Genomic DNA, 18719 nt, shown 5'->3' with positions numbered 1-18719 from the left:
GGATCAGGTGCGGGCTCCGCAACCTTAGGGGAGGCGAGGCTAATAACCCGTAAACTACGGTACTGGAGGAGGGACGTTGGCTGTGTACCAGATGCGGAAGCTGGTCAGCGCGGGGTGAGCCAGCGACCGCTCGAGATAGGTCCAGATCCGCGGCTGGTGCTTGAGATATTGCGGCTTGCCGTCGCGGCGGTTGAGTCGCGCAAAGGTGCCGAGCAGGCGGGTGTTGCGCTGCGCCGACATGATCGCATAGAGCTCGGCGAAGCCGGCCGGATCGAAGCTTTCATCGGTCGCGCGCCGCGCCTTGATGTAGCGGGTCAAGAGCGACAGCTCGAGCTGCTCGGGCACATCGATCCGCGCATCCTGCAGCAGCGACACCACGTCATAGGCTGCGGGGCCGAGCAGCGCGTCCTGGAAATCGATGACGCCGACGCGCAGGATGCCGGTGCGTTCGGCAAGCCAGATGATGTTCGGCGAATGGAAGTCGCGGATCACCCAGGTCCGCGGCGCCGCCGCGGGCTTCTCCAGAAGGCCGCGCCACATCCCGAGAAATTCGGCGCGAAGCTCCTCGCTCGGCTGCACGCCGCGGTCGGGCAGGTACCATTCCAGCATCAGCCCGATCTCGATCAGCCAGGCGTCGATGTCGAACACGGGAATGTCGTAGTTCTCGTCCGGCGTCAGCGGCAGCGTGTCCGGCAGCACTTCACGATGCAGTGCCGCCAGCATGTCGACGGCGGCCTCATAACGCTCGGCGATCGGCTGCGGCGGATCGCCCTCGACCACGCCTTCGGCGCCGAAATCCTCGGTGATGAGGAAGCCGGACTTGAGGTCGATGTGGCGGATCGCGGGCGCGGAGAAACCATGCTTGCGCAGGCCGTTTCCGATCGCGACGAACGGCCTGACGTCTTCGGCGAGATGCACCGCTGCGCTGTAGGACTGGCCGCTGTAGATCGCCGGGCCGTCGGGACGGCGCGGCGAGTTCATCAGGATGACGGTGCCGTCGTCGTTGCGCAGCCGCGCATAGGAGCGTGTCGAGGCATCGCCCGGCATGCGTTCGCGCCGGGCATTGAGAAAGCCCGCGCGGTCGAGGAACTGGCGCAGCTCGTTGAGCCGCGCGACCTTCGCCGCGCCCTTGCCATGGCCGGTGATCTCGGCGGCGCGTGCCGCCGATCCGAGCGCCGGACGATGGCTGAACGCGATATCGATGCGGTCGCCGGGCATCGCGTCGGGCGCGCGCTCCGGCCACTCGATCAATGCCACGATGTCGTCGGGCAGCGGCGACAGCCCGATCTCCTCGAGCTCGCCGGCGTCGTTGATGCGGTAGAGGTCGGCATGGACGAGCGGAAACGACGGCAGCTCGTAGCTCTGCGCCAGCGTGAAGGTCGGGCTCGGCACCTCCAGCGCGTCGTCGGCGGCGAGGTAACGGATCAACGCGCGCGCGGCCGTGGTCTTGCCGGCGCCGAGGTCGCCGGACAGCGTAATGACGTCGCCGGCGCCGATCAGGAGCGCGAGGTCGGCCATCAGCTCTGCTGTCGCGGTCTCGTTCGCGAGTGCCACCGAGAATGTCGAGGTCGCCGTCATTCAGCAGCGTTGCGATGTGCGGTCTGGTCGATCGGGAAGTCGCAGGTCACGGTCGTGCCGCGGCCTACGGTCGAATCGACGCGCACCCGTCCGCCATGCAGTTCGACGAAGGAGCGGACCAGCGACAGGCCAAGCCCCGCGCCGCGGTGCCGCGAGCCGTGCGAATGGCTCTCGAACCAGTTGAACACTTTATCGCGCATCTCGGCCGGAATGCCGGGACCGGCGTCGGTCACCGCAAACACCACGCTGTGCTCGGTGCGGTGCGCGCTGATCGTGACGGTGGCGTCGTGCGGCGAGAAGCCGACCGCGTTGGCGAGCAGATTGTACAGCACCTGCACCACGCGCCGCTCGTCGCCGACGAAGGCGCCGATGTCGGGCTCGATATCGACCTTCAGCGTGATGCGGTCGGTCGCGAGGCGGTCCTGGATGCCTTCGGCGGCGGCCTCGATCGCCTGGCCGATATTGACCGGACCGAGCTCGAGCTTCATCGCGCCGGCGTCGATGGTGGCGAGATCGAGAATGTTGTTGGTCAGCGCCAGCAGCGCGTTGGTCGATTTGGTGACGTAGTCGAGATATTCGGCCTGCTTCGGCGTCAGCGGTCCGGTCGAGGGATCGCTGAGGAAATGCGCGAAGCCGATGATGGTGGTGAGCGGCGCGCGCAATTCGTAGGAGACGTGGTGGACGAAATCCACCTTCATCTGGTCGGCGGCTTCCAGCGCCTCGTTGCGCTCGCGCAGCGCCCGCTCGACATTTTCGGTGTCGGTGATGTCCTGGAACGCGAGCAGGGTCTTGCCGTCGGGCAGCGGGATGGTCATGCAATTCAGCACGCTGCCGTCCTTGCGCTCGAGCTTGAGCGCGACCTGGGCGCGGTTCTCGATCGCGGTGATCGATTCGCGCAGCGTGCGCCAGGTCAGGGCGTCGTCGAACAGCGGCCGGCACAGCGCTTCCACCGCCTCGATATGCGGCTCGCCCTGCAGCGCGTCGGCCGGTAGCTTCCACATCTTGGCGAAGGGCGGGTTGAACAGTTCCGCGCGTCCGTTGCTGCCGAACACCGTGACCGCTTCGCCGAGATTGTCGAGGGTCTCGCGCTGCACCCGCGTCAGGCGGTCGTAGCGGCGCGCGAGGTCGAGGCTCTCGGTGACGTTGTCGAACAGATAGGTGACGCCGCCCTCGAGGTTCGGCGTGGTGACGACGCTGATGGCGCGGCCGTCGGGCAGGAACCAGGTGTAGGTCTCGGATTCGACCGCGCGATAGGCTTCGTGCAGCTTGGCCTTCCAAGCGCGGAAATCCGGCTGCTCGGGCAGCTTGCGGTTGGCGCGGAGCCGGTCCAGCACGCTGGAATCGTCGGGGTTGCCGTCGAGGAAGGCCTGGTCGAGGCCCCACAGCCGCCGATAGGACTCATTGTAGAAGGTGAGCCGCCGGTCGGCATCGAATACCGCGACGCCCGACGACAATTGGTCGAGGGTGCGCCGGTGCGCCTCGACCATCCGCGCGATCGCCGCGCGTAATGCCGCAGCTTCGCTGGCGTCGATCGCGATGCCGGCGCTGCCGCCGGAGAGCTTGAGCGCCTGCACGTCGTAGATCCGCCGCTCGCCGCTGACCACGATCGGCAGCCGCGCGGCATAATTGGCATTGTCGTTCAGTGCGCGGGTCAATTCGCCGCGCTGGTCGCTTTCGAGCAATTCGAGATTGCGCTGCAGCGCGTCCGACACGCTCTTTCCCTCGGTGGCGCGGACATAGGCGGCGTTGGCATAGCGCAGATTACCCTCGAGGCTCTTGGCCCAGATCGGCCACGGCGCGGCGGCGGCGAAATCGCGCAGCAGCTCGGTTTCCTCCTGCAGCGTCTTGTAGCGCAGGTTGGACTCGGCGAGCTCGCGGCGCAGGCCGCCGAGCTCGCGGATCCGCACGATGGCCTGGCCGCCGATCGCGCGGCCCATCGCCTCGATGGCGCGGCCGGCCGAGGTCGAGAGGTTGAGCAGGAACGCCTCGCCCTTCTCGCGCAGCGCGTCGACGGCGTGGTCCATCTGCAGCGCCGGCTCGGGCGGCAGCCAGGTTCCGAAGGCGAGGACCCGTTGCGGCGAGCCTTCCTGCGACATCACCAGCGAGATGTCGCCCGAGATCTGCGGCCGGTTGTCGCCGGCGGCCCAGGAGATCAGGACCTGCGGCTCGACGAACAGCAGCGCGCGCAGCCGGTCCGATTGCGCCTGCAGGTCCGTGATCTCGGACTGCAACTGCTCCTCGTTCCTCGTCGCCCGCACGCGGGTGCGCATCAAGAGGATCGCGGCGACGGCCGAGAAGCCGACCAGCGCAAGCGACGTCGCGAGGACCGCGACCTCCTGGTGATTGAAGCCGAAATGGTCCGACATCGCCTGGGCGACCGGGCTCTCGGCGGCAAACGAGGCGCGAGCCGGCAGCAATGCGGTGATGGCGAGCCCAATCATGCCGTCGCGCGCCAGTGAGGTGCATGACAGCAGGGTTCGACGCATTGCCGCGACTACGCCCGACATATGTTGCCCCAGAACGCACAAACCCCAGGCATGATCCGGAAAAGAGGAGACCGGTGTTCCCTCACGGCAAACGTACGACGTTTGTCCGCCGATCATGCCCAAGCAGGACCAGTCAGCCCGACGAAGACCCCCCGTCGCGCTCGAATCAAAACAGAATAGTCCCAACGGGACTCGGCGAGTAAGAGTCCAGACCGTGAACGCAGAATCCCCTGTGAAAAAATGCCGCCGGGTGGGGCGGATTTTACGCGAATTGACTCCGTATTGGTGCGGAGAGCGCGCACGAAGCGTGATCTTCCCGAGCTCGTCCGCACACTTCTCCGATGCGAAGGCGCTTGGCTCCCTCTCTCCCCGTTCTTACGGGGAGAGGGTTGGGGTGAGGGGCTGCATCCGCGGATACGGTGATAGCTGCGTTTGCGGAGAGCCCCCCTCACCCGGAACGCATCTGACGATGCGTTCCGACCTCTCCCCGCACGCGGGGCGAGGTGAAGTGGCGCCGCCGCTCGAGTGAAGTCGTCGCGCTCTAGCGTCCGGTCGAGCCGAAGCCGCCGCTGCCGCGCCCGGTCGCCGGCAGCACGTCGACCGGAACCAGCTCGGCCCGCGTGACCGGCGCGATCACCATCTGCGCGATGCGCTCGCCGCGCCGGATCGAAAACACCTCGTGGCCGTGATTGATCAGCAGCACGTTGATCTCGCCGCGATAGTCGGCGTCGATCGTGCCGGGCGAGTTCAGCACCGTGACGCCGTATTTGGCGGCAAGGCCGGAGCGCGGCCGCACCTGGGCCTCGTAGCCCGGCGGCAGCGCGATCGTCAGTCCGGTCGGAACCATCTCGTAGCGGCCCGGCAGCAGCAGCAGCGGCGCCGACTGCGGCACCGCCGCAAGCAGGTCGAGGCCGGCCGCGTCGGCGGTCTGATAGATCGGCAGCAAGAGATCGGCGCCGTGCGGCAGTTGGTGGACTTCGACCTTGATGGTGGCGCTCACGATGCGGTTCCTACGGCTCTTGCGATGCGCGACACTAGCGCGGTCGCGACTTCCTCCTTGGTCATGACAGGCCAGGAGTCGACGGTGACGTCCTTGCCCTCACGCGAGAGCAGGTGAACGGTGTTGCGGTCGCCGCCCATCACGCCGGTCGCCGGCGAGACGTCGTTGGCGACGATCCAGTCGCACCCCTTGCGCGCGAACTTCGCCTTGGCGTTCTCGATCAGATGCTCGGTCTCGGCGGCGAAGCCGATCACCAGCGGCGGCCGCTGCTCCTTCAGCTTGGAAATTGTCGCGAGGATGTCGGGGTTCTCGACCAGCTGCAGCGGCGGCATGCCGGCCGCGGTCTTCTTCAGCTTCTGGCTGCCCTCGGTGGCGACCCGCCAGTCGGCGACCGCGGCGGCGAAGATCGCGACGTCGACCGGCAGCGCGGCCTCGACCCGGTGCAGCATGTCGCGGGCGGATTCTACGCGCATCACGGAGATGCCCTGGGGATCGCCGAGCTCGACCGGCCCCGTCACCAGCACCACCTCGGCGCCGGCGGCGCGCGCGGCGGCGGCAATGGCAAAGCCCTGCTTGCCGGACGAGCGGTTGGCGATGTAGCGGACCGGGTCGATCGCCTCATGGGTCGGGCCCGCGGTGATCAGCACCCGCTTGCCGGCCAGCGGACGCGGTTGCGGCGGGCGCAGCATGCGGTCGGCTGCGGCGGCGATCTCGGTCGGCTCGGCCATCCGGCCGACGCCGGCTTCGCCGGCTTCCGCCATCTCGCCGGCGTTGGGGCCGACGGTATGGACGCCGTCGCGGCGGAGCTGCAGCACGTTGCGGCGGGTGGCCGGATTGTTCCACATCAGCGGGTTCATCGCCGGTGCCAGCAGGATCGGCCGGTTGGCCGCCAGCAAGGTGGCGGTGGCGAGATCGTCGGCATGGCCCTGCGCCATCTTGGCCATCAGGTCGGCGGTCGCCGGCGCCACCACGATCAGATCGCAGTCCCGGGCCAAGCGGATATGGCCGGCGTCGAATTCGCTCTCGGCGTCGAACAGGTCGGTGTAGACGCGCTCATGCGACAGCGCGCTGGCGGCGAGCGGGGTGACGAATTGCTGGGCCGCCCTGGTCAGCACGCAGCGGACCTGGATGTGCCGTTCCTTGAGCCGCCGGATCAGATCCAGCGCCTTGTAGGCCGCTATCCCCCCGCCGATGATCAGGGTGACGCGCGGCTCGCCGGCCGCGCTGGCGGCCCGAGGAGCGGGGGCTGCCACTGTCGCGGAACCCGCCCCAAGCACCTCCGCAGGCTCCGTACCGCCGTCTGCGAGCTCCCGGAGGATCACCCGGACCTCCTCCTCGACCGACCGGCCGTTTTTGGCGGAGCGCAGCCGCAGATAGGCCTTCAGCGTGTCGTCGAGTTTACGGATGGTCAGGCTGGCCATGGCGTGCTGCCCTCAAAGCATGATCCGGAAAAGTGTGAAGCGGTTTTCCCTCGCGACAAACGCAAGGCGTTTGCGCGGAGATCATGCTCAAACAAGTGTGATAGCGATGCTATCACATAGTGCATGCATTGCAATCAGTGCGCCCGGATGGCGAAAAAGATCGCGATGGAGGCGATCGCAATGACCCAGAGGCCGACGGTCTGCACCCGCGCCTTGCGGGCCTCGGCGCGGGCCATTTCGTCGATCGAGTCCGACGACAGCATGTGGCCCTCCAGCGTCATGGTCTCCAGCTGCTCGAGCACCGTGACGGCGCGGTTGGCGATCGACGGCAGGTTGGCGAGGATGCGGCCGAGCTCGCCCGCGCCCGATAGCGCGCCCTGGATACGGCCGGCCGGGCCGAGATTCTGCGTGATCCATTCGCGCACGACGGGGTCGGCGATCTTCCAGATGTCGAGCTTCGGGTCGAAGCCGCGCGCCACGCCCTCGACCACCACCATGGTCTTCTGCAGCAGGATCAGCTCGGGGCGCGTCTGCATGTCGAACAGGCCGGTGACCTCGAGCAGAAGCGTGAGCAGCTTCGCCATCGAGATTTCCTCGGCGGTGCGATTGTGGATCGGCTCGCCGATCGCGCGGATCGCTTGCGCGAAATTCTCCACCGAATGGTGGCCCGGCACATAGCCGGCCTCGAAATGCACCTCGGCGACGCGGCGATAGTCGCGGGTGATGAAGCCGAGCAGGATCTCGGCCAGGAAGCGCCGCTCCTTCAGCCCGAGCCGTCCCATGATGCCGAAATCCACGGCAACGAGCCGGCCGGCCTCGTCGAGGAACAAATTGCCGGGATGCATGTCGGCATGGAAGAAGCCGTCGCGCAGCGCGTGGCGCAGGAAGCTCTGGATCACCTTGCGGCCGAGATCGGGCAAATCGACCTTGGCCTGCGCCAGCCGGACGTGATCGTTCAGCGCGATGCCGTCGATCCACTCCATCGTCAGCACGCTGTGCGCGGTGCGATCCCAATCCACCGCGGGGACGCGGAAGTCCGGATCGTCGCGGGTGTTCTCGGCCATCTCGGACAGCGCGGCCGCCTCGAGACGCAGGTCCATCTCCATCGCGACCGAGCGCGACATCGTGTTGATGACCTCGATCAGCCGCAAGCGCCGCGCCTCGGCGGAATGCGCCTCGGCCTTGTGCGCGACAAAGAAGAAGTCGCTGAGGTCGCGGCGGAAGCGCGCGGCTACATTGGGCCGGAGCACCTTGACCGCAACCTGCTGCCGCACGCCGTCGCGCTCGATTTCGCCACGGTGCACCTGCGCGATCGAGGCCGCGGCAACCGCAGGACCCAGATGCACGAAGGCCTGCGCCAACGGCCGTTCCAGCGATTGCGTGATGACGGTTTCGGCCGCTTCCTGCGCGAACGGCGGCAGCCGGTCCTGCAGGGCTTCAAGATCGCGCGCCATCGCCACGCCGACCACGTCGGGGCGGGTGGCGAGGAATTGCCCGAGCTTGAGATAGGCGGGTCCGAGCCGCGTCAGTGCGCGCGACAACCGCGGACCTGACTTGGCGGAGCGGCGCTCGATCAGCCGCGCCAGCTTCAGCGCGAGCTGCCCGGGCGGCGGCACCAGCGCGGGGTCGACGACGCCGAACACGCCCTCGCGCGCAAACACGAAACCGGCGCGGGCGAGGCGCGTGATGTGGGTCAGTGCAGAGATCACAAACGCCAGCCCGAATGCAGCGCCACGATGCCGCCGGAGAGGCTCTGCCACTTCACGCGGGCAAAGCCGGCGGCGCCGATCATCTCGGCGAACGCGCTCGGCCGCGGGAATTTGCGGATCGACTCGACGAGATATTGATAGGACTCGGCGTCACCGGTGACGGCGCGGCCGAGCGGCGGGATCACCTTGAAGGAAAACAGATCGTAGATCTTGTCGAGGCCGGGCACGTCGACGGTGGAGAATTCCAGGCACAGGAAGCGGCTGCCCGGCTTGAGCACGCGATAGGCCTCGCGCAGCGCAAGGTCGATCTGCGGCACGTTGCGGATGCCGAATGCGATGGTGTAGGCGTCGAACGCGCGGTCGGCAAAACCCAGCCTTTCGGCGTTGCCCTCGACGAACGACACCCGGTCATCGAGGTGCTGCTTCGCGGCACGTTCGCGGCCGACGGCGAGCATGTCGGCATTGATGTCGCAGACCGTGGCATGAAAGCCCGCGCCCGCGGTCTTGGCGGCCCGGAACGCGATGTCGCCGGTGCCGCCGGCGACGTCGAGCAGCGTGAACGGCCGGTCGCCCTTCGGCGGATCGAGCGTCGTGATCATGACGTCCTTCCAGGCCCGGTGCAGGCCCGCCGACATCAGATCGTTCATCAGGTCGTAGCGGGACGCCACGCTGTGAAACACGTCGTTCACCAGCGTCTGCTTCTCGCCCAGGGGCACGTCCCTGAAGCCGAAATGGGTGGTTTGATCCGGCCGATCCATCACTCAGAACTCTTACCCTTTTTGGTCGCGCTTTCTTTACGCGAACCGGTAGCCGTCCCCATCAAGTGCGGACGGGCTTCGCTCGAAAAACGCTCCAGCCAAACCATAGCGCGGCGGCCGCAATGGCGCTATCACGTCACTTCCAAAAGGTGAATGCCTGCTATGCCGGAATTACCCGAAGTCGAGACCGTCCGCCGCGGCCTGCAGCCGGCCATGGAGGGGTCCAGGATCCTCAAGGCCGAGGCCCGCCGCAAGGATTTGCGGTTTCCGTTTCAAAAAGACTTTATCGCCCGGCTCGAGGGCCGGACCATCACCGGGCTCGGCCGCCGTGCCAAATATCTGATGGCCGACCTGAACTCCGGCGACGTGCTGCTGATGCATCTGGGCATGTCGGGCTCGTTCCGCGTGCTGAAGCAGGACGGCGCGGCGACGCCGGGGCAATTCCACCATCCGCGCAGTGACGATCGCGCGCATGATCACGTCGTGTTCCACATGTCGTCGGGCGCGGCCGTCGTCTTCAACGATCCGCGGCGCTTCGGCTACATGAAGATCATCGCGCGCAACGCCATCGAGGATGAGCCGCTGCTGAAAGGGCTCGGTCCCGAGCCGCTCGGCAACGAGTTCGACGCGGCGATGCTGGCGCGCTCCTGTCACAACAAGAAGACCAGCCTGAAGGCCGCGCTGCTCGATCAGCGCGTGGTGGCGGGACTTGGCAACATCTATGTCTGCGAGGCGCTGTTTCGTTCGCATCTGTCGCCGCGGCGATTGGCCGCGACGCTTGCGACCAAGTCCGGACAACGCAAGGGCGTTGCCGGGGGCGAGCCGACCGACCACGCCAGGCGGCTGGTCGACGCGATCCATTCGGTGCTCAACCAGGCGATCAAGGCCGGCGGCTCCTCGATCAGCGACCATCGATTGACCAATGGCGATCTCGGCTATTTCCAGCATTCGTTCCAGGTCTACGACCGCGAGGGCGAGACGTGCCGCACGTCGGGCTGCGAGGGTATCGTCAGGCGCTTCACCCAGAACGGCCGTTCGACGTTCTGGTGCCCGAAGTGCCAGAAGTAGCAATGTTCGAGACCCCGCGAATCGAGACGCCGCGCCTGATCCTGCGGCCGCTTGCGCTGTCGGATGCTCCGGCGATCCAGCGTCACTTCAACAATTGGAACGTGATCAAGACCCTCGCCAGGGTGGTGCCGTGGCCTTATCCCGGCGACGGTGCGGAAAGCTTCATCAGGCGCGAGTTCGACAAGATCGCGGCCGGCGAGGAAAGCTATCAATGGGTGCTGGTGTTGCGCGCCGGCGCCGGCGAGGCGATCGGCAATATCAATTTCCGGCCGCGCGCCGATGGGCGCAAGGGCAATCGCGGGTTCTGGCTCGCTGAGCCGTACTGGAATCAGGGCCTCATGACGGAGGCGATCGCTGCGGTGAACGATTTCGCCTTCCTGACGCTCGGCCTCGATCACTTCCATGTGTGCAACGCGCCGTCCAACGTCGGCTCGCGCCGGGTCAAGCAGAAGACCGGGGCCGAATTCGCCGGCTTCGTCGAGCTTCCGCACCACAATGGCGAATCCAGAGCGGAGAAGTGGAAGGTGACGCGCGAGACCTGGTTGCGCGATCGCGCGAAGCCGTGACCTTATTTGCGAATACCGCCGCGAGGAAAATCGCAGCGCCTTGACCGTGCACGCGCAGCCGGAGAACATGGCTCATCGCTCCATCAAGAACGAGAACACAATGGCGATGAACGGCATGTCGACGAATGACGCCTGGCGCGACCGCGCCGCGACAAGTTTTCAATGCGAGAAGCAGCCGGCCACCAGCAGCCGCGGCATGGTGGTGAGCAATCATCCGCTGGCATCGAGCGCGGGCGCCGAGATGTTGGCTGCCGGCGGCAATGCGATCGATGCGGCGATCGCCACCTTGTTCACGCTGACCGTGGTCGAGCCGATGATGGTCGGCATCATCGGCGGCGGCATGGCGCATATTCGCCTCGCCGACGGCAGCCATCGCTTCATCGACGGCCAGAGCACGGTGCCGCAGGCGGTGCGGCCGGATACCTACACTTCGAAGCCCGGTTCGGCGCATGACGTGTTCGACACCGTCGGCAACGAGAACCTCAACGGGCCGAAGGCGGTCGCGGTGCCGGGCTCGCTGAAGGCCTGGTGCGAAACGCTGCGCCGCTTCGGCACCATGAGCCTTGCCGACGTGATGCAGCCTGCGATCAAGCACGCCGCGCGCGGCTATGCGGCGACGCCTTATTTGCATGAATGCATCACCGACGGCGCCGAGGAGATGCTGAAGGACAAGCCGATCTCGGCGATCTATCTGCCTAATGGCACGCCGCTGAAGCCCGGCGAGCGCGTGGTGCAGGCGGAATATGCCGAGACGCTGAAATACATCGCGGATCATGGCGACAACGCGCTCTACCAGGGACCGCTCGGCGACATCCTGGTCGACTACATGAAGAAGAACGGCGGCTTCATCGCACAACAGGATCTCGCGACCTACAAGACCGTCGAGCGGCAGCCGATCCGCTGCGACTACCGCGGCTGGGAAATCCTCGGGCCCCCGCCGCCGGCGGCATCAGGCGTGCACATCACGCAGATGCTCAACATCCTCGAAGGCTATGACATCGCGCGCCTCGGCTTCGGCACGGCCGAGACCATCCATTACCTTGCCGAGGTGCTGAAGATCGCCTTTGCCGACCGCGCGGCCGCGAGCGGCGATCCCGCCTATATCAACGTGCCGGTGGAGCGGTTGACCTCGAAGGCCTATGCCGAGGAGCGCCGCCGCGCGATCGATCCTGCCGCTGCACAAGCCTGGAGCGCCGGCGTCACCCAGCTCGAAAGCGCGCACACCACGCACATGACCGCGGCGGATGCGATGGGCAATGTGGTCGCGACCACCCAGACCATCAACAATCTGTTCGGCGCCAAGATCCTGATCCCGGGCCTCGGCACCGTGCCGAACAACTACATGAACCTGTTCGATCCGCGGCCGGGACACGCGCTGTCGCTGGCCGCAGGCAAGCGCGTCACCACCTCGATGTCGCCGATGATGGCGCTGCGCGACGGCAAGCTCGCTTACGCGCTCGGCCTGCCCGGCGGCAAACGCATCTTCCCGAGCGCGATGCAGGCGCTGATCAACCTGATCGACCACGGCATGAGCCTGCAGGAGGCGGTCGAGGCGCCGCGGGTCTGGACCGAGGGCAATGCGCTGGAGGTCGAGCAGGCGGTGCCGGAGACCGTCCGCGCCGCGCTATCAGCCAAGGGCCACAAGGTGCAGGTCGTGCCGACGGTGGCCGGCGGCATGAACGCGATCCAGTTTCACGCTGACGGCACGATGTCGGGCGCAGCCTGCTGGCGCGCCGACGGCACCCCGGTCGGCATTGCCGGCGGTCTCGCCCGCGCCGGGGTGCGGTTTGCGTTGAGGTGACGCCGACTACGCTGTTTGACAGGTTGAACCGAGAACCATCCTCAACGTCGTCCTGGCGAAAGCCAGGACCCATTACCCCAAATCTCTCATTGTTGGGCGACGCCGGGGCCGCGATCCGGTTTCATCGCTGAATGCGGTGGTTATGGGTCCTGGCTTTCGCCAGGACGACGTATGGGAAGAGCCGTGGCTGCGATACCCGCGAAAGCTCGTAGCCCGGATGCAGCGAAGCGTAATCCGGGACCGGTCGCGCCGGCGGCGAGAGCCGCCCCGGATTGCGCTTCGCTGCATCCGGGCTACGGAGTTCTACTTCCTGACGCAGATCACGCGGACCACGGCGGCCTTGGCGTCCGCCGAGTCGCCCGACGCGGTGACACCATGCGCCTTCAGGAAGCTGCGCACCGTGTCGGCCGGCACCAGCGCGGCCTGCGCCGGCGGCGCCGCGTTTGCGGGGCCTGCAACGATGACGGGTTTCAGCGTCGCGATGCCGGCAAACCTGCCGACGCCGTCGAGCGCCGCTGCGCCGGAGAACCCGATCGCCGGCGCCGGTGACAGCGCCTGATCGCCGCCGCCGATCTGTGCGACCGAGGCCTTCACGCTGCTCGCGGCCGCGCCGCCGCCCTGGTTCTGCGGATCGGCGATCCCGGTGATGTCGAGCGCGGTCTGCGTCGCCTGGCCTGCGATATTGAGCGGCTTCAGCCCGCGCGCGCCATAGATGCGCAGCAGCGCGAGGTCGTGATCCTTGTCGGCGGCGACCCGATCGGCATTGCCATAGCCCGGGATCGTCAGCGCGATGCAGTCGTCGGTCGCCACGCGATCGGTCACGATGGCGCCGTCGTCGCTGACCACGACGCCGGTGGCATATTCGACGGTCTTGCGCGGCGGCGGACCGGCCTGCACGGCGGACGGAAAGGCGTTGAAGGCGCTCGACATCGCGATCACCACCGGCTCGACCGTGGTCTGCATCGCCTGGTCATAGAGGATGGTGAGGATGCGGACCTCGTCGCCCTTCAGGGTGCCGCGCAGATAGAACTTCTTCAGCCCCTGCATGCCCGACAGCACGAAGAAATCCGGCTTCACCACGGTGTAGTCGATGGTGCGGCCGGCCGGCTCCTTCTTTTCCTGCTCGGCAAGCTTTGCGGTGGCGGGGCTTGCTTCCTTGCGCCGGGTCAGCAGCACCTGGACGGTGCCGGTCGGCGAGGTCCATTTGGCCCCAGAAGCGTCGCTGGTGAGCTGCGGCACCAGCTTGGTCGGAATGCCGAGCCGCGCCCCGGTGGCCGGCTCGGTCACGATCCGCCAGCCGACACCTTCCCGCTTCCGCCGCGCAGTGTCGGCGAGCACGCCGCGCTCCTGCGGGTTCAGCACGCCGGTCGGCTTGCCGCCGCGCTTCTTCTGGAATTCCTTGATCGCATTGACCATGCGCTCGCTGACGTCGCCGGTAATGGCGCCGTTATATTCGCCGACCCAGGCGAGGTCGGATTGCAGCGCCAGCCGCTCGGCCTGCGCCATCGCGCCAGCGGTATCCTCCGGCTTCTGCAGCCCGGGGCGTATCGGCACCGTCGCCACGGTTTTCGGCTTCGCCCCCGCCGTCGAGGGCGGCGTCATCTGGGCCTGCGCCATGCCCATGGAAGCGGCCATCAATGTTGCCGAAAGCACCGATCTCATGACAAATCCGGGGGGAATGACTGACACCATTGACGTCCAGGCAATTAAGCACATCTGCTTGGTCGGCAACAACCGCGCTCCGGTTCAGGGAACAGCGCGCAGGACACCGCAATGCTGAGTGCCGACGAACTTGAACGCTATGCCCGCCATATCGTGCTGCGCGAGGTGGGCGGCCCCGGCCAGAATGCGCTGAAAAAAGCGTCGGTGCTGGTGATCGGCGCCGGCGGCCTCGGCGCGCCGGTGCTGATGTATCTGGCCGCCGCCGGTGTCGGCCGGCTCGGCGTGATCGATGACGACATCGTCTCGCTCTCCAATTTGCAGCGCCAGATCATCCATGCGACGTCCGACATCGGCAAGCGCAAGGTCGACAGCGCGGCGGCGCAGATCCATGGGCTCAATCCGCATGTGACGTTCGAGGCGCATCCGATGCGGCTCACCGCCGACAATGCGATGGCGCTGATCGCGAACTACGACCTCGTGCTCGACGGCTCCGACAATTTCGAGACCCGCTATCTCGTCGCCGATGCCTGCTTCCTCGCGAAGCGGCCGCTGATCACGGCCGCACTGGGCCAGTTCGACGGTTCGCTGACCACGATCCGCGCGCATGAGAAGAATGCGGACGGCGTGTTCAACCCGACCTATCGCTGCCTGTTTCCGGAGGCGCCGCCGCCGGGCACGGTGCCGGCCTGCGCCGAGGCCGGCGTGATGGGTGCGCTTGCCGGCGTCCTGGGATCGATGATGGCGCTGGAGGCGATCCGCGAGATCGTCGGCTTCGGCGAGGGCCTGGTCGGCCGCCTCCTGATGGTGGATACGCGCGCGATGCGGTTCGAAACCCTACGCTACGCGCGCGATCCGCAGAACCCGCTCAATGGCGATGGGCCTGTCATCACTGACCTCAGCGCCCATCGCACCTGATTGCTGCCGTTATTTGCTGGCCGGCTTCTCGCTGTCGAGATGCGCCATCTGCTCGGCCGCATAGCGCGTGCCGGCAGCGATATCCGGCGGGAAGGCTTTCGCCAGCGCCGCGAGATGAGCTTGCGTCAGCGTCAGCCTGGTCGCGCCGAGCGCTTCGGTGAGACGGTTGCGGGTACGGGCGCCGACCAGCGGCACGATCTCCTTGCCCTGCGCCGCGACCCAGGCGATTGCGACCTGCGCCGGCGTTGCTCCGATCTCGGCGGCAATGGCGCGCAACTGCTCTACCAGCGCGAGATTGGCATCGAGGTTCGCGCCCTGGAAGCGCGGCGTCATCAGCCGGTAGTCCCTGCCGATCTTGCCGGACTCCTTCGACCAGTGGCCGCTGATCAGTCCGCGCGACAGCACGCCGTAGGCTGTGATGCCGATGCCAAGCTCGCGGCAGGTCGTCAGGATATCGCGCTCGATGCCGCGCTCGATCAGCGAGTATTCGATCTGGAGATCGACGATCGGATGCACGGCATGAGCACGGCGGATGGTGTCGGAGCCGACCTCGGACAGGCCGATATGTCTGATGTAGCCGGACTTCACCAGATCGGCGATGCCGCCGATCGTCTCCTCGATCGGAACGTTGGGATCGAGACGTGCCGGGCGGTAGATGTCGATGTAGTCGGTGCCGAGACGTTGCAACGAATAGGCGAGGAAATTCTTCGTCGCGGCCGGCCGGGTGTCCATTCCGGCGAATTCACCCGCGGGGCCGCGGAGCGCGCCGAACTTGACGCTGATCTGCAGCCGGTCGCGCGCGACGTCCTTCAGGGCTTCCTGCACCAGCATCTCGTTGTGGCCCATCGCGTAGAAGTCGCCGGTATCCAGCAGCGTGATGCCGGCATCGAGCGCCGCATGCACCGTGGCGATGCTCTCGCCGCGATCGGTCGGGCCATAGACCTCGGACATGCCCATGCAGCCGAGGCCGAGGGCCGAGACGGTGGGCCCGGTTGAGCCGAGTTTGCGTGTGTCCATGTGGATGTTCCTCAAACGTTTGCGGCGGAAAATCCGTCGCCAAATGCCGAGCTGATATGGGCCGGACGGTTTCGGACGATAAGCTGGACAATCCCGAATGGCTTGTTCACTATAGCGAACAATGCAGGATTTCGACCTTCGCGACCTCGACGCCTTCGTGGCGGTGGCGCGCACGCGCAATTTCCGGCGTGCGGCGCTCGAGCAGCGCGTCTCGGTCTCCAGCCTCAGCCAGCGCCTGCGCGACATGGAAGAGCGGCTCGGCGTCCGCCTGATGAACCGCACCACCCGCAGCGTCGCGCTGACCGAGGCCGGCGAACTGCTGCTTGCCCGCGTCGCGCCGGCCATGGTCAACGTCGCCGATGCGATCACTGAGGTGCGCGGCCTGCGCGCCGAGCCGTCGGGGCGGTTGCGCATCAACGCACCGCCGCCCGCGGTTGATCTGGTGCTGGCGCCGATGATCGCGCCGTTCCTCGCCAGATATCCGCGGGTCGAGCTCGACGTCGTCGCGGAGAGTGCGTTCGTCGACATCGTCGCGCAGGGCTTTGACGCCGGCGTGCGTTACGGCGAGCACCTGGCACAGGACATGGTCGCGGTTCCGCTTGGTGCGCCGCAACGTTACGCGATCGTGGCGTCCAGTGAGTATGTCGCAAAGCACGGCCGGCCGATGCATCCGAAAGACCTGCTGGCGCACCCCTGCATCCGCAGCCGCTTCAGCAACGGTGTGATGTTCGATTGGGAGTTCGAGAAGAACGGCCGCGTGGTGAAGATTTCGCCGCCGGCCAGGCTGACCGCGACCCATCTCGGCCTCGCGCTGCGTGCGGTTCATGACGGCGTCGGCTACTGGGCGACGTTCGAGGGCTATGTCCGCTACGGCGTCAAATCCGGCGCGCTGGTCAGCGTGCTCGACGACTGGTGCCCGCCATTCGACGGACCGTTCCTCTATTATCCGAGCCGTCGCCAGCCGCCGCCGGCGCTGGCGGCGTTCGTATCGTTCGTCGCCGACTGGCGCAAGCAGGCGCGGCGGAAGAGGTAAGACGGGCTGTCACCACATCGTCGTCCCGGCCTTGAGCCGGGACCCATAACCACAGCTCTTACAATGACCAGGGCTGGAGCTCCAGCTCGGTCCAACCACGAGCTTCGGTGGTTATGAGTCCCTGCTTGCGCAGGGACGACACCGAATGCGTGATTACAACATGCGCCTCGCCGGCCGCACCGGCTCCTTTGCATGGGGTTGTTTTCGATATTTTGGCAGCGCGCCCCTGCGACGGCGGGGCTATCGCATTATGACTACCCACGTCTCGTAGCCCGGATGGAGCGAAGCGCAATCCGGGGCGGTCTGTCCGTGGATACAAGCCCCGGATTTCGCTGCGCTCCATCCGGGCTACAGATCTCTCTTCTCCTTCCCCCTGAAAGGGGGAAGGTCGGGATGGGGGTCAGCCACATGCACCGTCGCTCGTGGAGAGAGATGATCCCCACCCGCTTTGCTCTGGCGAGCAAGGCGACCTCCCCTTTTCAAGGGGAGGTCGGAGCTGCGTGGCTTGGATCGAGCGCGGCGCAATCCCGGCTACGAAATCACAGCATGCTCGGCAGCACGCGATCCGGCGGCTTGTGGGCGTCGAGGAAGGTTCGGATGTTGATGATCACCTTCTCGCCCATCTCGACGCGGCCCTCGATGGTGGCCGAGCCCATATGCGGCAGCAGCGTCACCTTGCCGGCCTTGGCGAGCCGCACCAGCTTCGGGTTCACCGCGGGCTCGTGCTCATAGACGTCGAGGGCTGCGCCGCCGATATCGCCGGCTTCGATCAGCTTGATCAGCGTGTCCTCGTCGATCACCTCGCCGCGCGCGGTGTTGACGACATAGGCCTCTTTGCGGATCAGCTTGAGCCGCCGCGCCGAGAGCAGGTGATAGGTGGCCGGCGTGTGCGGGCAATTCACCGAGATGATGTCCATCCGCGCCAGCATCTGATCGAGGCTTTCCCAATAGGTGGCCCCGAGCTCTTCGGCGATCATGGGCGCCACTGGGCGGCGGTTGTGATAGTGGATCTGCAGGCCGAACGCCCGGGCGCGGCGCGCCACGGCCTGGCCGATGCGGCCCATGCCGACGATGCCGAGCCTCTTTCCGCCGATGCGGTGGCCGAGCATCCAGGTCGGCGACCAGCCCGCCCAGTGCTGCCTGCCTTCGGTCAGGATCGAGGCGCCCTCGATCAGGCGCCGTGGCACCGCCAGGATCAGCGCCATGGTCATGTCGGCGGTGTCCTCGGTCAGCACCTTCGGCGTGTTGGTCACCGTGATGCCACGCGCATGCGCCGCGGCGACATCGATGTTGTCGACGCCGTTGCCGAAATTGGCGATCATCTTCAGCTTGCAGTCGGGCTGATTGATCACGTCCTCGCGGATCATGTCGGTCACGGTCGGCACCAGCACGTCGGCGGTTCGCGCCGCCTCGGCGATCTGCTCCGGCGTCATAGGCGTGTCGTCGAGATTCAATCTGGCGTCAAACAGCTCGCGCATCCGGGTCTCGATCGAGTCCGGCAGCTTGCGGGTGACGACGACGAGAGGCTTTTTCTTCACCGACATGTCCTGCTTTCATGAGGCGCGCGGCCTGTCAAAAAACAAACCGTTCAGGCCTCATTAACCCGGTTGTTCGACACTGCTGATAGCCGCGCTGTCCCGGCGTTTCCTTCGCGTTTCCTAGGGTTCCCCGATACTTGCCCCGGCTTTTCGCCAAGGCGAAACGA

Annotated in this window: 14 protein-coding genes; 5 read left to right on the top strand and 9 right to left on the bottom strand. The window is 66.6% G+C overall.

The genetic code is table 11. The annotated features are described in order from the left end of the window. Nucleotides 1-54: 54 nt before the first annotated feature. The 6 genes from tsaE to ubiE form a co-directional block, all read right to left on the bottom strand. Nucleotides 55-1578, bottom strand: a complete 1524-nt coding sequence (gene tsaE / locus QA635_RS00380) for a tRNA (adenosine(37)-N6)-threonylcarbamoyltransferase complex ATPase subunit type 1 TsaE (RefSeq protein ID WP_283066103.1) — start codon at nt 1576-1578, stop codon at nt 55-57. After that, nucleotides 1575-4085: a sensor histidine kinase gene (locus QA635_RS00375; RefSeq protein WP_283066101.1), complete on the bottom strand. Its 2511-nt coding sequence runs from the start codon at nt 4083-4085 to the stop codon at nt 1575-1577. The genes tsaE and QA635_RS00375 overlap by 4 nt, the downstream gene beginning before the upstream one ends. Nucleotides 4086-4605: 520 nt before the next feature. Beyond that, nucleotides 4606-5064 carry a dUTP diphosphatase gene (dut, locus tag QA635_RS00370; RefSeq protein WP_076833820.1) on the bottom strand — a complete coding sequence of 153 codons (459 nt, stop codon included), beginning with the start codon at nt 5062-5064 and terminating at the stop codon, nt 4606-4608. Beyond that, on the bottom strand, nt 5061-6485 hold the full coding sequence (gene coaBC / locus QA635_RS00365; RefSeq protein WP_283066097.1) for a bifunctional phosphopantothenoylcysteine decarboxylase/phosphopantothenate--cysteine ligase CoaBC: 1425 nt from the start codon (nt 6483-6485) through the stop codon (nt 5061-5063). The genes dut and coaBC overlap by 4 nt, the downstream gene beginning before the upstream one ends. Before the next feature lie 134 nt (nt 6486-6619). Then, complete coding sequence (gene ubiB, locus QA635_RS00360; RefSeq protein WP_283066095.1) at nt 6620-8194, bottom strand: 2-polyprenylphenol 6-hydroxylase; 1575 nt, start codon at nt 8192-8194, stop codon at nt 6620-6622. After that, nucleotides 8191-8952 carry a bifunctional demethylmenaquinone methyltransferase/2-methoxy-6-polyprenyl-1,4-benzoquinol methylase UbiE gene (ubiE, locus tag QA635_RS00355; protein ID WP_283066093.1) on the bottom strand — a complete coding sequence of 254 codons (762 nt, stop codon included), beginning with the start codon at nt 8950-8952 and terminating at the stop codon, nt 8191-8193. The genes ubiB and ubiE overlap by 4 nt, the downstream gene beginning before the upstream one ends. Nucleotides 8953-9114: 162 nt before the next feature. On the opposite strand from ubiE, the gene mutM reads away from it, so the two are divergent. From mutM to ggt, 3 genes are all read left to right on the top strand, one after another. After that, entirely contained in the window at nt 9115-10020 is a 906-nt protein-coding gene (gene mutM / locus QA635_RS00350; RefSeq protein ID WP_283066090.1) for a bifunctional DNA-formamidopyrimidine glycosylase/DNA-(apurinic or apyrimidinic site) lyase, read from the top strand. A 2-nt stretch (nt 10021-10022) separates the two neighbouring features. Next, entirely contained in the window at nt 10023-10586 is a 564-nt protein-coding gene (locus QA635_RS00345; protein WP_283066088.1) for a GNAT family N-acetyltransferase, read from the top strand. 115 nt (nt 10587-10701) lie between these two features. Further along, nucleotides 10702-12387: a gamma-glutamyltransferase gene (gene ggt / locus QA635_RS00340; protein WP_283072112.1), complete on the top strand. Its 1686-nt coding sequence runs from the start codon at nt 10702-10704 to the stop codon at nt 12385-12387. A 303-nt stretch (nt 12388-12690) separates the two neighbouring features. On the opposite strand, the gene QA635_RS00335 is transcribed toward ggt, so the two are convergent. Further along, nucleotides 12691-14049, bottom strand: coding sequence for a serine protease (locus QA635_RS00335; protein ID WP_283066086.1), 1359 nt, complete (start codon nt 14047-14049; stop codon nt 12691-12693). A 111-nt stretch (nt 14050-14160) separates the two neighbouring features. On the opposite strand from QA635_RS00335, the gene QA635_RS00330 reads away from it, so the two are divergent. Beyond that, nucleotides 14161-14964: a HesA/MoeB/ThiF family protein gene (locus QA635_RS00330; protein ID WP_283066084.1), complete on the top strand. Its 804-nt coding sequence runs from the start codon at nt 14161-14163 to the stop codon at nt 14962-14964. Nucleotides 14965-14973: 9 nt separating this feature from the next. Here QA635_RS00330 and QA635_RS00325 read toward each other — a convergent pair whose 3' ends face one another. Then, nucleotides 14974-15981: an aldo/keto reductase gene (locus tag QA635_RS00325; RefSeq protein WP_283066081.1), complete on the bottom strand. Its 1008-nt coding sequence runs from the start codon at nt 15979-15981 to the stop codon at nt 14974-14976. Between the two features lie 121 nt (nt 15982-16102). Between QA635_RS00325 and QA635_RS00320 the strand changes: the two genes are divergently transcribed. Next, on the top strand, nt 16103-17014 hold the full coding sequence (locus QA635_RS00320) for a LysR family transcriptional regulator (RefSeq protein WP_050383437.1): 912 nt from the start codon (nt 16103-16105) through the stop codon (nt 17012-17014). A 539-nt stretch (nt 17015-17553) separates the two neighbouring features. Here QA635_RS00320 and QA635_RS00315 read toward each other — a convergent pair. After that, nucleotides 17554-18558 (bottom strand): 2-hydroxyacid dehydrogenase, encoded by a 1005-nt coding sequence (locus QA635_RS00315; RefSeq protein WP_028335496.1) that lies wholly within the window; start codon nt 18556-18558, stop codon nt 17554-17556. Nucleotides 18559-18719 lie beyond the last annotated feature (161 nt).

It is taken from the genome of Bradyrhizobium brasilense (assembly GCF_029714345.1).
GTDB classification, from domain to species: domain Bacteria; phylum Pseudomonadota; class Alphaproteobacteria; order Rhizobiales; family Xanthobacteraceae; genus Bradyrhizobium; species Bradyrhizobium australafricanum.
This window is presented reverse-complemented; position numbering and strand designations above follow the sequence as displayed.